The organism is Pseudoalteromonas luteoviolacea DSM 6061 (assembly GCF_001625655.1).
In the GTDB taxonomy this organism is placed as follows: Bacteria; Pseudomonadota; Gammaproteobacteria; order Enterobacterales; family Alteromonadaceae; genus Pseudoalteromonas; species Pseudoalteromonas luteoviolacea.
In genome coordinates this window covers 45,313-60,474 of sequence record NZ_AUYB01000013.1, presented here as the reverse complement: position 1 = coordinate 60,474, position 15,162 = coordinate 45,313, and the positions used below count along the sequence as shown (strand labels likewise).

The window sequence follows — 15,162 nt, the reverse complement described above, 5'->3', positions numbered from 1 at the left end:
ATTATTTTAAGCGCATAATAGGTGAACCAGTCATTTCTTCTGGCTGTTCCATGCCAAGTAAGTGAAGCATCGTCGGTGCAACATCACTTAACGTCTTTGTTGCTTGAGGCTCTGCATCACGACCAACATAGATAAATGGCACAGGTTCACTGGTATGTGCGGTGTGCGCCTGACCGGTGCTTGGATCTTGCATTTGCTCTGCATTACCATGATCTGCTGTAATAAGCGCTTCACCACCACACTCTTCAAGAGCTTTAACCACTCGACCAATACAATGGTCAACAGCTTCACAGGCTTTAACTGCCGCTTCGAAAACACCTGAATGTCCGACCATATCACCATTTGGATAGTTACAAATAATGACATCAAACTCACCGCCATGAATCGCTTCTACAAGCTTGTCTGTTAGCATCTCAGAATTCATTTCGGGTTGTAGATCGTATGTGGCAACTTGAGGCGATGGAATGAGTTCGCGCTTTTCGCCTTCAAATAAGTCTTCGCGTCCGCCACTGAAAAAGAATGTCACATGTGCGTATTTTTCTGTTTCAGAAATGCGCAGTTGTGTTTTATTGTGTTTTGCTAGCCATTCACCCAGCACATTATTTAGTTTTTCAGGTGCAAATGCGATTGGGGCGTTAATGTCTGCAGCGTACTCTGTCATCATGACAAAGCTGCTCAATGCTGGTGATTTCTTTTTATCAAAACCACTGAAATCAGTATCGACAAATGTACGTGTCATTTGTCTTGCTCTGTCGGCACGGAAATTTAGGAATAGCACTGCGTCACCATCATTGATGGTCGCAGCTTGTTGGCCTTCAGGTATTATGGTTGAGGCATTAACAAATTCGTCATTCTCATCACGAGCATACGCAGCTTGAAGCGCGTCGACACCATCGGTGTAAGAATACTCAGCTTCACCACACACCATTAGGTTGTATGCCAGTTCAATTCTATCCCAGCGATTATCGCGGTCCATTGCATAGTAACGGCCAACCAGCGTTGCTAAACGGCCAGTTCCTAGCTTTGCGAATACTGATTGTATACGTTCAATTGATGCTTGTGCGCTTCTAGGAGGAGTATCTCGACCATCTAAAAAAGCATGAAAGAAGATATCTTTTGCACCGCGTTGGGCTGCAAGCTCGATAGATGCAACGATATGATCTTCATGACTGTGAACGCCACCAGGACTGAGTAGACCCATTAAGTGAACAGCTTTGCCCTGTGCAACAGCGTCATCAATGCTCTTTAATAACGTTGGATTGTGTGCAAACTCACCATCATCAATTGCTTTTGTGATGCGAGTAAAGTCTTGATATACGATGCGGCCTGCACCAAGGTTTACGTGCCCAACTTCAGAATTTCCCATTTGACCATCTGGCAAGCCTACATCTAAACCAGAACCTGAAATTAATGTTTTAGGTTGTGTTTGCCAAAGCTCATCAAGTACAGGTGTGTTAGCAGCGAGGACCGCATTACTCTGTGTTTCTTCTCTGTATCCCCAGCCGTCTAAAATCATTAGTACTAGTGGTTTTTTCTTCGCAGTCATTTGGGCTCCTGAAAAATGCACGATAGATGGGCATAGAATACCTTGTTTTGCGTAAATATTCAGCCCTGTGCTAGTGATTTATGTTCAACTTTGATTAATGCAATAGTAACAACCCTATGAGTATACTTTAGGATTGAATTAATCAGGGGCAACTTACTGCACCAAAGTGAGCTGAATTAAGCAGTATTGGGTGGCAGAAACTAAGATGGGTTTGTACCAAGAGACGTAAAAAAGTATACTCGCTGCACTGTAAGTTTTATCTCCCAAAAAGTGGCAAGGTCCATGGAACAATATATAGCTTTTTTTTCAAATCACCCGGTGTTGAGTATTATCTGGGTTGTCTTGGCAATTATGCTGGTACATAGCTGGTATAAAAGCAGCTTCTCAGCCATTCGCCAAATTAACCCTCAGCAGCTAACTTTGTTAATCAATAAAGAGGATGCTCAGGTACTGGACATGCGTGGCAAAAAAGACTTCACAGCAGGCCGTATTGCCGGTGCTGAGATGATGAACGCAGACAAAGCCAAACTAAATGACTTCGGTGGTCTTGAAAAGTACAAATCTAAGCCCATTATACTTGTGTGTAATACAGGTATGACTGCCAACAATATTGCCGAAAGAATGCATCAGCAGGGTTACGAACAGGTTTATGTGCTATCTGGTGGTATGAGTTCATGGCAAAGTGCAGGTTTACCAACGACTAACGGAAAGTAATCGGAGTGGTTTATGAGCAATGATATAATTATATATACAAAAGATTATTGCCCTTTTTGTCATCGTGCCAAAGCCTTGTTAGACAGCAAAGGCGTAACATACACCGAGTATGATATTGGTGCAAAGCCTGAGCTACGAGAAGAAATGATCGAAAAAGCGAATGGCGGTTACACAGTGCCTCAAATTTTTATCAAAGGGCAACACATTGGTGGTTGTGATGATATTATGGCGCTGGAAGCTCAAGGCAAACTGGCATCTTTACTGAACTAATAAAGTAATATTAAGCATTTACAGCGTCTAAATTTGTGCTTATTTTTTATGTCACAGATGCTGATTAAACAAAACTTATAGGAATAATAATGACTGAACAAAATCAAAACGCGGCAGCAGAACAACAAGAAGGCCCACAATTTAACATCCAGCGCATTTATGTAAAAGATGTATCTTTTGAGACACCTAACTCTCCGGTAATTTTCCAAAAAGAGTGGACGCCTGAAGTTAAGCTAGATATGGACACTCGTTCAGCGAAGTTGGACGAAGGCGTATTTGAAGTTGTTTTAGCATTAACAGTAACTGCAACTATTGGTGAAGAGACTGCTTTCCTATGCGAAATTCAGCAAGCAGGTATCTTCTCTGTAGGCGAGCTAGAAGAAATTCAACTTGCTCACATGCTAGGTGCTTTCTGCCCGAACATTCTATTCCCGTACGCACGTGAAGCAGTTGCTAGCCTAGTAAACCGTGGTACTTTCCCACAACTAAACTTAGCTCCTGTTAACTTTGACGCGCTATTTGCACAATACATGCAACAGCGTGCAACGCAAGAGCAAACAGCTGACGCATAATCTATGAATACATCACAGTCTGCTGTGACCGTATTAGGGGCGGGGTCTTATGGCACCGCCCTTGCTATTTGTTTTGCTCGCAACGGTCACCGAGTTACTCTATGGGGGCGCAATCAAGCTGATGTGCAGACATTAGCAAATGAGCGTCAAAACCAACGCTACTTACCAGACATTACATTTCCAGACTCATTGGAGCTGGAGGCGGATCTTGAACGTGCCGTTAAGGCTAGCCAGATCATCTTGGTTGTAGTGCCTAGTCATGCTTTTGCACAGACTCTTAATCAAGTTAAGACCTATTTACAGCCTGGCGCACAGGTGGCTTGGGCAACAAAGGGTCTGGAACCTAATACTGGTCGTTTATTAGAAGAGGTAGCGAAAGAAGTATTGGGTGAGTCCGTATCACTAGCCGTGTTATCAGGGCCAACTTTTGCAAAGGAAATGGCGGCAGGGCTTCCTACTGCAATTTCGGTGTCTGCGAGAGACGAGTCATTGCGAGACAAGCTTGCCAATCTTTTGCATTGCAGTCGTTCATTCCGAGTATATAGCAACGATGACTTTATCGGCATCCAACTTGGTGGAGCGGTAAAAAACGTAATTGCAATTGGTGCGGGTATGTCTGATGGTTTTGGCTTTGGTGCAAATACACGCACGATGTTAATTACCCGTGGATTGGCTGAGCTTTGCAGATTGGGTTGTGCACTGGGTGCTCGTACAGAGACTTTTATGGGTATGGCGGGACTTGGCGACCTGATTTTAACTTGTACTGACAACCAGTCCAGAAACCGTCGATTTGGTTTGGCACTTGGAAAAGGACAGACAGTGGACGGCGCCATGGACAGCATAGGCCAAGTTGTTGAAGGCTATCGCAATACCAAAGAAGTTTACTTATTGGCAAAACGCAGTGGTATAGAAATGCCAATAACAGATCAAATATACCAAGTACTTTATGAAAATAAAGACGTAAAAGAAGCCGCTATGGCACTTTTAGGTAGAGAGCAAAAATCTGAATAGCCATCATAAAAAACCACCTCGAATAAGGTGGTTTTTTTCATCTTTTAGAATACGTACTTAACCGATAGCTGAAGCCTATTTAAATCACCATCTGCACCACTTTGAGTTTCTCTGTTGGCCATTTTATACTCTGCACCGAAGGTGAGTTTTTTGACTGGGGAATACAAAATATTTGCACTGTAGCTCATTGTTGACTCGGTAGGATCACCGGTTACAGTTAGTAAAGAGGTATCGTTGTCGGCACTAAAGAATGAATATAAAAACGTCGAACGCCATTGATCATTCCAATAGTGTTGGTAAGCCACAAAACCAGAGGTTGAGTCTATTGCATGTAATTCATTTCCGTCGTACACCGCGCCATTAGCTACATTTAAGCCGACGTAGCGGCCGAGTCCTTGTCCATGGGTCACCATAAACTTTAAGTTATTCTTACCAAAATTCACACGACCAGAAGCACTGATACCAAATGACGTTTCTGACTCGTCAGCTGCACCAATTTTATAGGTAAGCTGTCTACCTAGTGCTGCAACAGTTAAATGGCCCCAATCTGCTTTGTAGTTATACCTTGCTGTGAAATCAGGCATTTGAGCGTCATCGGTAACAGTTCGTGTACCACCAGCTGTGGTCACGGTGCTTTCAGGGTTTTCTGCTGAAAAGGACCAATTACCTACTGTGTATTTTGCCATGGCTTGTCTGACAAACACGGTACCCTCTGCTGGGCCTACAAAGTCGAGCGTTTCTGGTAGTGCACCGACATTTTGAAAGTTTGACCAAGCTTGGCCGAATAACCAGCCTTTGTAGGTTACAAACGCTTGTCTAATTCGAGGAGAGTATGAATTACTAACACGTTCATTACCTCCAACAGACGCAATAAAATCCAATTCAATTTTAGTTTTTATGGTGCTGCCATCATCTAGCTTTGATGCTGTACCAAAGTTAAACCTTGATTGGCGCGCGTGCATATCAAATACTGCATCTTCTCCAGTGCTTGGCGTAACAGGTGTTGTACCAGGCACATAAAAATCACGACCGATATGTTGCGAACTCAATGTGCCATCAGAAAAGTCACTCCAAATTGCATCAAGCTTGATATAGCCGCCATAGTTTACTTCCGTATCACCAATACTTGCAGCGAGTGCATGACTAGATAGCAATGAAGACACTGCAACAGCAGCAAGAGTTTTTTTCATATTAATTTTAGTTGTCATAATGTTGTTCCTATATTACTGCCTGTTCAATTGCATTGCAGAGAAAGTATTTCATCATCCACTTTTGATGATGGTTGTTAATTGCTCAATTACCCATTGGTCTATAAGACTAAGGTTGAATAGGTTTGTGAATAAGCCAAAAAAGCCTTTGGCAATATATAATTACACTTCATTTTGAACCATATGAGGCCCGTTTCTAGCTTTATTTTGAAAGAGTCAGTATGCTGTTTCTGGTTAATTTATAGTTAACACTTAGGGATTTGAGTAAAGTTAGAGCAACAATTACAACTAAGGTCTAATACTTAAACGCGTAGTAGTAAGTGATCCTTGAGTGAAGCCGTAAGGCAAGTAATTAATATGGAGATAAGTATGTCACAGAGCATTTATCCGGTACCTGAAGCGATCAAAAAGGCTGCACTGGTAGATAACGAGCAATATCAATCATTATACAAGCAGTCTATTGATGACCCTGAGGGGTTTTGGGCTGAGCACGGTAAACGCCTAGACTGGTTCACACCGTATAATAAGGTGAAAAATACGTCTTTTGATAAAGGCCATATCAGTATTAAATGGTTTGAAGACGGTATCCTTAATGCTTCCTATAACTGTATAGATCGTCATCTTGAAAAGAATGCCAATAAAGTGGCAATGATTTGGGAAGGGGACGATCCTAATCAAAGTGAAAATATCACATTTCAAAAATTACATGACGAAGTTGCTAAGCTTGCCAATGGTTTGAAAAAGCTAGGCGTTAAAAAGGGTGACCGAGTCGCAATTTATATGCCGATGACGCCACAGGCAATATATGCAATGCAGGCGTGTGCACGTATCGGTGCAATTCATTCAGTTGTGTTCGGCGGCTTCTCTCCTTCAGCTATCGCGGACAGAATTAAAGACTCTGGTGCAAAAGTAGTTATTACATCTGATGAGGGCCGACGTGGTGGTAATTCAGTACCACTAAAAGCAAACGTTGATGAAGCAGTGGCGCAAGAGTCTGTTACGACGATTGAGCATGTAATTGTGCATCAACTAACTGGTGGCGAAGTTGAGTGGAATAGCCATGATGTATGGTGGCATGAGCTAACTGCTGATGTACCTGCCGAGTGTGCGCCAGAACCAATGAATGCAGAAGACCCACTATTTATTCTTTATACGTCGGGATCAACTGGTCAGCCTAAAGGTGTGGTGCACACCACTGGTGGCTATCTAGTGTATGCCTCAATGACTCACGAGTATGTTTTTGACCTGAAAGAAGATGATGTATTTTGGTGTACCGCTGATGTGGGTTGGATTACTGGCCACAGCTACATGGCTTATGGGCCTTTGGCAAATGGCTGTACACAGGTTATTTTTGAAGGTGTTCCGACCTATCCAAACTCTGGCCGCATTGGTGAAGTTGTTGACAAGCACCAAGTAACAATTCTTTATACCGCACCAACAGCGATTCGTGCTCTGATGGCAAAAGGCGACGAGCCTACAGCCAGCTCTAAGCGCACTAGCTTGCGTATTATGGGTTCTGTTGGCGAGCCAATTAACCCAGAAGCGTGGGCATGGTATTACGAGCAAATAGGCAATAGTGCTTGCCCAATCGTGGATACTTGGTGGCAAACTGAGACTGGTGGCATCATGATCACGCCGCTGCCTGGTGCGATAGATATGAAGCCAGGTTCTGCAACACGTCCTTTCTTTGGCATTGCGCCTGCGTTGTTTGATGCAGAAGGCAATACATTAGAAGGTGCAACAGAAGGTAACTTGGTTATTTTAGATAGCTGGCCTTCTCAGGCGCGCACAGTTTACGGCGATCACGAGCGTTTTGAGCAGACATATTTCTCTGCATACCCGGGCGTATATTTTACGGGAGATGGTTGTCGCCGCGATGAAGATGGCTATTACTGGATCACGGGTCGCGTAGATGATGTATTGAATGTCTCTGGACACAGACTTGGAACCGCTGAAATTGAAAGTGCATTGGTAGCCCATGAAGCTGTTGCAGAAGCCGCTGTTGTTGGTTATCCACATGACATAAAAGGCCAAGGTATCTATGTATATGTCACACCTAATGAAGGTGTGGTTGTTACAGACGAGCTAACAAAAGAAGTCCGCAGTTGGGTAAGAAAAGAGTTAAGCCCAATTGCATCACCGGATATGATCCAATGGTCACCAGGGTTACCTAAAACTCGCTCTGGTAAAATTATGCGCCGAATTCTGCGTAAAATTGCTGCCAATGAATATCAGCAGCTAGGTGATACTTCTACACTTGCAGACCCTGGTGTGGTGGACGAGTTGATTGAAAACCGTTTGAACCGTTAATTGAGCGTTAAAAACTTGAAATTTAGCGAATTCTAAACGTACTATATCGGCTGTCTTTACAACAAAGGCAGCCGATTTTTTAGGAGCTATGCATGAATCAGTTTTTAATTGCGGATGATCACCCCTTATTTAGAGAAGCGCTAAAAGGGGCATTGCAAAATCAATTTGAGGGACTAGACGTCATTGAGTCAGAGAACTTTGAGCAGACGTTAGAGCGGCTGTCTGAGAATGACGATTTAGATCTTTTACTATTGGATCTACATATGCCAGGCAATGGCGACTTGTACGGACTTATCCGCATTAGAGAAGATCACCCTAGTTTACCAATTGTGGTGGTATCGGGTAGCGAAGATCTCAATACTATTTCTAAGGTGATGGGATATGGCGCGATGGGCTTTATTCCAAAAGCTTCTTCTTCGCAGGACATTGTGACGGCGCTGTTGCAAGTGTTAGAAGGGGAAACTTGGTTACCCTCAGACATCAAGGAAAAAATCAAAGATTTAGATGGCGAAGAAAGGCAGTTAGCTCAACAAGTTGCATCTCTTACTCCACAGCAATATAAAGTGCTGCAATACCTCCACGAAGGTTTGCTGAACAAGCAAATTGCTTACGAGCTCAATATTTCTGAAGCAACTGTAAAAGCACATATAACAGCAATATTTAGGAAATTGGGTGTTTATAATCGTACGCAAGCAGTATTAATCGCTTCAAAATTACAATTAGAACCAATCGAGGCGGCAAAGTAGCGACGAGCTACTTTTGCACCTTTCCCTAATCGATTATTTAAAAACGACCGTTTTATTGCCATTAATAAATAGCTTGTATTCAGACGCAAGCTGAAGTGCTTTGCAAAAAACGGTTTTTTCAATATCTCGTCCTATTTTTGCCATTGACTCTGCATTATTTGCATGTGTCACTTGGGTGACATCCTGAACGATAATAGGTCCTTCATCTAATTCGTTATTGACAAAGTGTGCTGTCGCCCCAATGATTTTAACGCCGCGCTCAAAAGCTTGATGATATGGTTTTGCGCCAATAAAAGCGGGTAAAAACGAATGGTGAATATTTATAATTTTGTCTTCAAAACGAGCTACAAACTCAGGACTTAAAATACGCATGTATTTTGCGAGACCAATTAAGTCCGGTGAATATTTTGCAATTAAATCGCCCACTTTTTTATCATGCTCATTACGGCTTAAGCCCTCGTGAGATACACAGTGAAAAGGCACATTAAATGCGCTCGCCAATGGCTCCAAGTCAGAGTAGTTTGCGATGACAGCTTGCACCTCGATGTTAAGTGCATTTTCAAACTGTTTGAGAAGCACTCCTCCTAGGCAATGTGCTTCTTTGGTGGCAAGCAGTACTACTTTAACTTTGGTCGGGCTATGCAAGTGCGTGATAGCACCTTCTGGCAAGTTGGTCTGCAATTGTGAAAGAAATCGCTCGCTTGGCGTGCCTGTAAGCTCAGTGCGCATAAAAAAACGCTTTCCTTCGGTGTCTACAAACTCGTTGTTGCGCACAATATTTAAGTTATGCTCATGACATAAACTGGTAATTTTGGCTATTAAGCCGATTTCATCACGGCATTGTGTGGTTAATATGTAACTCATGGTCCTCATTCCATTCGTTTATCGGTCTTTCAGATTAACCTAATGACACGCAATTGCAATGCGACTTTTGAATCGATTATTCTGTTGTTTGCGTTTAATCAAGCCAAATTATAAAAAGAGCGCTGAACACGCAAAGCGCTTTTGTACTACACTCATACTTCGTGAAAAACAGCCTAGGTCTGCAGGTGCGTATGGCCCGAATAAAAATATTGATCGCGGATGATTCCAATACAATGAGGCAGTTAACATTACAAACGTTGAGAGCATTGGGTTATAGGGAGCTAGATGAAGCAAGAGATGGCCGACAAGCGCTTATGAAACTGAATACTTATCATTATGATGTTTTAGTCACAGATTGGAATATGCCAGGTTTAAACGGATTTGATTTAGTTAAAATTATGAAGTCGGATGAGCGCTTAAGCCGAATTAAAGTGATTATGCTGACGTCAGAAACGTCTTTATATAAAGTAAAGCAGATAGTGGAACTGGGCATTAACGAGTATATTTGCAAGCCATTTTCGCCAGATATGTTGGCGAAGAAGATTTCACGCTTGAACTTAATTTAGAGAGGTTATGGGTCACACCCCAAGTTTTCTGCGTATCCTACTTAGTGCAATTGGTGTAATACCAATGTGAGAGGCAATCATTTTTAGTGGGACTTTGTTGCTTAACTCTGGGTTCCGATCGAGAAAGTCCAAATACCTTTGCTCAGCGCTGTGGTGTGCAAAAGCATATTCTCGTTCTTCTTTTTTGATGAAGAGATTCTCTAGCAATTGACAATAAGCCTCCAAAAAACCTGGCTGCTGCTTCATTGTGCTAAAAAAATTACGCCATTCAAACTCTAAACAAATGACTTCATCCAGAGCTTCAATGCTGAAAAGAGCTGGGGTATTTCTTGTCATGGCTCGAGTTGAGCCTGCTATGCTAGGCGCACTGGCAAAAGACTGGGTGAACTCTTTGCCTTCGACTGACACATTAAAATAGCGCACGTAACCTTGTGTGATAAAAAACAAGTTGGGTGCCGGGCAGCCCTGTGTCATTAATAATGCTCCCTTCTGATAATGTGTTAATTTGCCTTGTAGGCCAAACTTTTCGAAGCTGTCTACACTCAGGGGCTTTTGCTCATCGCTAAAAAAGGCAACAAACCCATCTAGCTGTTGTTGTATATTCAAATCTCAGACCCGCTAATAAATACATTTATGGGTACAATCCTATGTGTCTCGTGAAATGAAGTAAAGCGCCAAAAGTGTGATTAAAAATGCCGGGGTACAGACTAGAAGAGTCTCTACCTGCGAAAGCCCTTGAAACAGTAAAACCAATGTCGGTACCAAGTAAGTGGCGGCCAAAAAGGCATTAGGGTTCAAATGCTTGAGTAAGTACTGTTGCAAAAAAAAAGTGCCCAAAGTGGTAAACAGGGTTAAGTAGATAATACTTAACCAAAAATTGCTGTTACTCCATGCGATACCTTGTAGATTACCAGATAGAAAAAGTGATGGGAGCAGCAACAAACAACCCAGAGAGACGATGAAAAAAGTACTTATTAGTGCAGGTTGTGTACTCGCCCACTTTTTTGCCAGCACAACATGGATAGCGAGGCTAAAACAAGAGAGCAAAAATATGCTATCACCTTCAAACCAGCGATCTGTTATTGTTGCATTGCCGTTTGCAATAGACACTGTCCAAGTGGCACCGAAAATCCCCAACATAAATCCCCATAACTGCCCTGTATTGGGTACGATATTCATTAATAGATAGCTTAAAATTACGCACATAACGGGCAGGAATGTGTAAATTATCGCGGTTCTCTGTGCCGTTGTTGTTCTTAAAGACTCGAATAGCCCAACAAAAAAAAGCACGAGAAATAAACTGATGACCGCATATTTTAATAGTTGTTGAGCCTCAATTTTATAACTAGCACCAACCCCCACGATGGGTATTAGGCATAAACTGGTCAAAAAAAATCGCAACCAAGTGGCGGCTATAGGTGACGCATAAGGCAGCACTTGTTCCGATACAATAAATGAGGAAGCTAACAGGCTAACCCAAAGAAGCAGCAATGCCGTGTGAAAGTAAGTAGAGTGCATACATGCCACCTAGCTTTGCACTGCGGTCTTAGCAAACTTTCTGTACAAGAAAGCTGAGATAGCTAAATCTAAGTTGAGACCAAACACGTGATTAAGTATTTGGTGCAGTTGCTTCTCACTTCGTATGGTTGTGATTTCCGTGTGGAGCGACGTGATGTGGTGGTACTGACTGTTTCTTAGGGAGTATATTTCATCAGGCGTTTTTTTGCTTACTACCAAGTTGTTAACAAATGCCGCATCGGGATGTTTGTGAGAGTAGAAGTGGCTAAGGTCGCAATCTGGCTCCGTATAGTCATTTAAATCAAAGGTGTATAAAGTAAAAAAAGAACCATTTTTAAGAACTTGAAAGTGATACTCACCGTTTTTGTGCTGGCTTATCTGGAAAATGTCATTGCCCTGTTGTTGTGGGGTGTTTAAAACAAACTCGATTGGGTAACAAGCCCCTTGAGGACCAAACCCAACATCTAACAGGTAGTGTATACCCTCGTAGGTGACTAAAGTTGCTCTATGGGTTCTCGGTACATCAATATCTCGGTTGTACACCACTTTTGCTAGCAGCAGCTTCACCTCAAATCCAAGAAACTGTAGCACGTTAAATACCAGCTTATTGTGTTCAAAACAGTACCCTCCATTTTGTTTAGCAATGAGTTTGTTAAACAGGTGCGAGACGTCCAACGGCATTGCCTGGTTGAGTAGCACCGAGATACTGTTGAAGCTGTATCTCGCGACATGTCTACATTGCAATTGGTGTAAAAATTCGAGATCAAGTATGGCGTTTTGAAGCCCCAACTCTGCGAGGTATTGCTCTGTTATTTGACAAAGGTTCATGATGTGCGCTCGGTTTATTAAATAATTGCGTCAAGCTTAAAGCGCAACACGTCGGCTGTAATGAACCTAGGTTTATTTTGTAAAAAAATCTCTGCGGCTAAACCTCGGTTAATTTCTCTTGCTAAAAAGGGCGCTAAAGTAGGCCTCAGTAAAGCCTAAAACACATTTAAAGGAGAAATTCATGCGTATTACAATATTTGGTGCAACAGGTAATATTGGTCGGGTAGTGGTTGATGAGGCGCTTAGTCGTGGTCATCACGTTACTGCTATAACTCGCGATGCTAAAAAAGCGGCCCATTTACCTTCTGGAGCTAACGTTGAAGTTGGGGATGTTAATAGTATCGCAGATGTAATTCGCTTTAGTCGTGGTCAAGATCTGGTGATAAGCGCAACAAGGCCAGCTCAGGGACAAGAGAAACAATTAGCCGCCATTGCACATGCTTTGTTAGAAGGGCTTTTAGAAACTCATACTCGTTTACTGCTTGTTGGCGGCGCGGCATGCCTCACCGTGCCAAACACCAAAGGTAAGTTAGTACTTGATGATGAGCAATTTGTTCCCTTGGCTTGGAAAGCCATTGCACAGGCTTGCTATGAACAGTACCAGCACTGTGTTTCGCACAGAAATCAAAACTGGACGTATATGAGTCCCGCCGCATTAATTGGCTCTGGAGAGCGTACTGGGCAGTTTAGAATCAGCGATGCCGAGTTGCTAATTGATGAAGCTGGCAAATCGCAAATCTCTTGGCAAGATTTTGCAATCGCTTTACTTAATGAGGCCGAGTCTCCACAGTTTCTTGGCGGCAAATTTACGGTTGGTTATTAGTACGTTACAAACTATGTGTAGTTTTCACCTGAAGCACTGAGTTTCGGTATTTGTGTGGGGTACTTATGAAAAGAGATTTAAATGCTCGAATGTAAGCTGTGTCTGAGGCAAAGCCTAAGCTAAGGGCTATGTCATGTATTGAGCGAGTTGTAGTCAGAAGTTCTAAAGACAATACCAGTCTAAGGTGCTGACGCCAAGCACTGAAAGATTGATTAAATTCTTTCGCGAATAAGCGACTTAATGTTCTCTCTGAAGCGCCTACTCGTTTTGCCCATTGCACCAGTGTTAAGCGTGTATCGGGCGCATTGAGTAGCGCCTCGAAAATAGTAAGAGTGCGCCTATCAGTAGGTTTTAAAAGTGGAATTTCATAGTTTGACGCGGTATTAATCTGATCGTTTAACACGCGCAATAAATTCGATGTGGTATCGCAATCGAGTACATCTGCGTTATGGAGTAAAAGTAACACCAGTTCTTTAAAAAAAGGGGTGACCAAACACGACTTAGGTGACTTACCAAAAGAAGTCTGGCCTATTGGATTCAAATAAAGCGCAACAAATTGGGTGTGAGTGATTGCCACTGATTTATGGCGTGTGCCAGCTGGTATATATAACAAAGCATTGTGCGGCAGCACCACACTGCGGTTTTCTATATCCGACTGTAACAGCCCGGATACTGGAAAAATAATTTGGTGCCATGGATGTTGATGGTAGTCATCAAGATAACCTGAAGGCATGCTCATTTTTTTGGCTAACAGTTGAGTATGCGCGTTCTTAGCGATAAGTGTGTTGGCATCCATATGTGGCGGTTTTTATATGTTTTATGTCTTATATATTAAATTAAGCCAGTTCGGTTTGTTATACCATAAACTCATATTCTTATTATAGGGTTGGGTTGGTATGCATCTTCATTTTGTTATCCACGAGCACTTTGAAGCGCCAGGTGCTTTTGAGAGGTGGGCAATACGGTCACAACATCAAGTAAGTTATTCTCTTTTATATCAAGGTGATAGTTTGCCAAATAATGATAAAGGGGCTGATATGTTAGTTGTAATGGGTGGGCCGCAAAGCCCTGCCACTACGCTAGAGCAGTGTAGCCACTTCGACTCAATCGCCGAACAGCGGCTTATTAGGCAGTTTATTGAGGCAAATAAGTTAGTTATTGGTGTCTGCTTGGGAGCGCAACTCATTGGTGAGGCATTGGGAGCCCCGTATCAGACTAGTCCTGAGAGAGAAATTGGCAAATTTCCTATTTATTTAACAGAGGCAGCAAAAATACATCCACTCTTTGAGCACTTTGGGGGGATGCTAGAAGTTGGACATTGGCACAGTGATATGCCGGGCCTTACATCGGAGGCTAGAGTCTTGGCACACAGTGCTGGGTGTCCTAGACAAATTGTTCAGTATCAAGATAAGGTTTTTGGTTTTCAATGCCATATGGAGTTCAATACTAAACTGATTGATCAACTCATTGCACATGAAGACTTCCGTGAGGCCGCTCGGTCCCCTTATGTGCAAAAGCCCGATGAGCTACTTAAGCACGATTATGAGCAAATGAACGAGGTACTTTATGGTTTTCTAGACAAGCTCACAAAAGCTTATGAATAAGCTCAGTGTCTTTAATGTATTGATATATAGCTCAAAGGGGTAAATATGATTATACTGCGACTGTCGTTGTATTTACTGGTCAAAACTAAAATGGAAAAGTACGAAGAGCTCTTGGTTTCGATAAGAAAAGTGATTCGAGCCATAGATCTGCATTCAAAGCAGCTAAATAAGACGTCAGGTCTGACAGGGCCACAGCTGCTAATTATGCAAGAAATTGCGCGAGTTAAAGGCGTTACAGCCAGTCAAATAGCTAAAAATGTCAATTTAAGTGCTGCAACGGTAACAAATATATTGGACCGCCTAGAAAGCAGAAGCCTTGTTGAACGAGTACGCAGTTCGCAAGATAAAAGACGAGTTAGCTTGTTTTTGTCTCAACAGGGTAAAAGTTTGCTGATCGATGCTCCACAGCCTCTTCAAGAGCACTTTATTCAAAATTTTTGTGAGCTGGAAGAGTGGGAGCAATCTCTATTATTGTCTTCGATGCAACGCATTGCGACTATGATGGATGCTAACGAGCTGGATGCTGCACCAGTATTAGAAATTGCGCCAATGAGCCAAAATGAATCAGGTAAATAACTAAAT

At 42.5% G+C, this 15,162-nt stretch carries 17 protein-coding genes; 10 read left to right on the top strand and 7 right to left on the bottom strand.

The annotated features are described in order from the left end of the window. Position 1: 1 nt before the first annotated feature. Entirely contained in the window at positions 2–1,546 is a 1,545-nt protein-coding gene (gpmM, locus tag N475_RS00685; RefSeq protein ID WP_063364524.1) for a 2,3-bisphosphoglycerate-independent phosphoglycerate mutase, read from the bottom strand. A 282-nt stretch (positions 1,547–1,828) separates the two neighbouring features. On the opposite strand from gpmM, the gene N475_RS00680 reads away from it, so the two are divergent. From N475_RS00680 to gpsA, 4 genes are all read left to right on the top strand, one after another. After that, positions 1,829–2,260 carry a rhodanese-like domain-containing protein gene (locus N475_RS00680; protein ID WP_063356630.1) on the top strand — a complete coding sequence of 144 codons (432 nt, stop codon included), beginning with the start codon at positions 1,829–1,831 and terminating at the stop codon, positions 2,258–2,260. A 12-nt stretch (positions 2,261–2,272) separates the two neighbouring features. Then, on the top strand, positions 2,273–2,530 hold the full coding sequence (gene grxC, locus N475_RS00675) for a glutaredoxin 3 (protein WP_063364523.1): 258 nt from the start codon (positions 2,273–2,275) through the stop codon (positions 2,528–2,530). Positions 2,531–2,619: 89 nt separating this feature from the next. Continuing rightward, positions 2,620–3,102, top strand: coding sequence for a protein-export chaperone SecB (gene secB / locus N475_RS00670; RefSeq protein WP_063356628.1), 483 nt, complete (start codon positions 2,620–2,622; stop codon positions 3,100–3,102). 3 nt (positions 3,103–3,105) lie between these two features. Next, a complete protein-coding gene (gene gpsA, locus N475_RS00665; RefSeq protein ID WP_063356627.1) occupies positions 3,106–4,113 on the top strand; it encodes an NAD(P)H-dependent glycerol-3-phosphate dehydrogenase in 1,008 nt (335 codons plus the stop codon). 44 nt (positions 4,114–4,157) lie between these two features. Here the strand turns inward: gpsA and N475_RS00660 are convergent, their stop codons facing one another. Next, on the bottom strand, positions 4,158–5,321 hold the full coding sequence (locus tag N475_RS00660) for a DcaP family trimeric outer membrane transporter (RefSeq protein ID WP_063356626.1): 1,164 nt from the start codon (positions 5,319–5,321) through the stop codon (positions 4,158–4,160). A 369-nt stretch (positions 5,322–5,690) separates the two neighbouring features. Here N475_RS00660 and acs point away from each other — a divergent pair, with 369 nt between their 5' ends. Further along, positions 5,691–7,631: an acetate--CoA ligase gene (acs, locus tag N475_RS00655; protein WP_063356625.1), complete on the top strand. Its 1,941-nt coding sequence runs from the start codon at positions 5,691–5,693 to the stop codon at positions 7,629–7,631. A 92-nt stretch (positions 7,632–7,723) separates the two neighbouring features. Further along, positions 7,724–8,377 (top strand): response regulator transcription factor, encoded by a 654-nt coding sequence (locus N475_RS00650; protein WP_063356624.1) that lies wholly within the window; start codon positions 7,724–7,726, stop codon positions 8,375–8,377. 33 nt (positions 8,378–8,410) lie between these two features. Here N475_RS00650 and purU read toward each other — a convergent pair whose 3' ends face one another. Next, complete coding sequence (gene purU / locus N475_RS00645) at positions 8,411–9,241, bottom strand: formyltetrahydrofolate deformylase (protein ID WP_063356623.1); 831 nt, start codon at positions 9,239–9,241, stop codon at positions 8,411–8,413. Between the two features lie 191 nt (positions 9,242–9,432). On the opposite strand from purU, the gene N475_RS00640 reads away from it, so the two are divergent. Further along, positions 9,433–9,807 carry a response regulator gene (locus tag N475_RS00640; protein ID WP_063364522.1) on the top strand — a complete coding sequence of 125 codons (375 nt, stop codon included), beginning with the start codon at positions 9,433–9,435 and terminating at the stop codon, positions 9,805–9,807. Positions 9,808–9,819: 12 nt separating this feature from the next. Here the strand turns inward: N475_RS00640 and N475_RS00635 are convergent, their stop codons facing one another. The 3 genes from N475_RS00635 to N475_RS00625 are packed head-to-tail and all read right to left on the bottom strand — an operon-like array spanning position 9,820 to position 12,153. Next, positions 9,820–10,413, bottom strand: coding sequence for a Crp/Fnr family transcriptional regulator (locus tag N475_RS00635; protein WP_227008480.1), 594 nt, complete (start codon positions 10,411–10,413; stop codon positions 9,820–9,822). A gap of 39 nt (positions 10,414–10,452) precedes the next feature. Next, positions 10,453–11,325 carry a DMT family transporter gene (locus N475_RS00630; protein WP_063356620.1) on the bottom strand — a complete coding sequence of 291 codons (873 nt, stop codon included), beginning with the start codon at positions 11,323–11,325 and terminating at the stop codon, positions 10,453–10,455. A 9-nt stretch (positions 11,326–11,334) separates the two neighbouring features. Continuing rightward, positions 11,335–12,153 carry an arylamine N-acetyltransferase family protein gene (locus N475_RS00625; protein ID WP_063356619.1) on the bottom strand — a complete coding sequence of 273 codons (819 nt, stop codon included), beginning with the start codon at positions 12,151–12,153 and terminating at the stop codon, positions 11,335–11,337. Positions 12,154–12,334: 181 nt separating this feature from the next. On the opposite strand from N475_RS00625, the gene N475_RS00620 reads away from it, so the two are divergent. Beyond that, the gene (locus N475_RS00620) at positions 12,335–12,976 is read left to right on the top strand and encodes an NAD(P)-dependent oxidoreductase (RefSeq protein ID WP_063356618.1); all 642 of its coding nucleotides are present in this window, start codon (positions 12,335–12,337) and stop codon (positions 12,974–12,976) included. A gap of 4 nt (positions 12,977–12,980) precedes the next feature. On the opposite strand, the gene N475_RS00615 is transcribed toward N475_RS00620, so the two are convergent. Then, positions 12,981–13,772: an AraC family transcriptional regulator gene (locus tag N475_RS00615; RefSeq protein ID WP_063364521.1), complete on the bottom strand. Its 792-nt coding sequence runs from the start codon at positions 13,770–13,772 to the stop codon at positions 12,981–12,983. 100 nt (positions 13,773–13,872) lie between these two features. Here N475_RS00615 and N475_RS00610 point away from each other — a divergent pair, with 100 nt between their 5' ends. Both N475_RS00610 and N475_RS00605 read left to right on the top strand, forming a co-directional pair. After that, entirely contained in the window at positions 13,873–14,580 is a 708-nt protein-coding gene (locus N475_RS00610; protein ID WP_063356616.1) for a glutamine amidotransferase-related protein, read from the top strand. Between the two features lie 90 nt (positions 14,581–14,670). Further along, positions 14,671–15,156 carry a MarR family winged helix-turn-helix transcriptional regulator gene (locus N475_RS00605; protein WP_063356798.1) on the top strand — a complete coding sequence of 162 codons (486 nt, stop codon included), beginning with the start codon at positions 14,671–14,673 and terminating at the stop codon, positions 15,154–15,156. Positions 15,157–15,162: the final 6 nt, after the last annotated feature.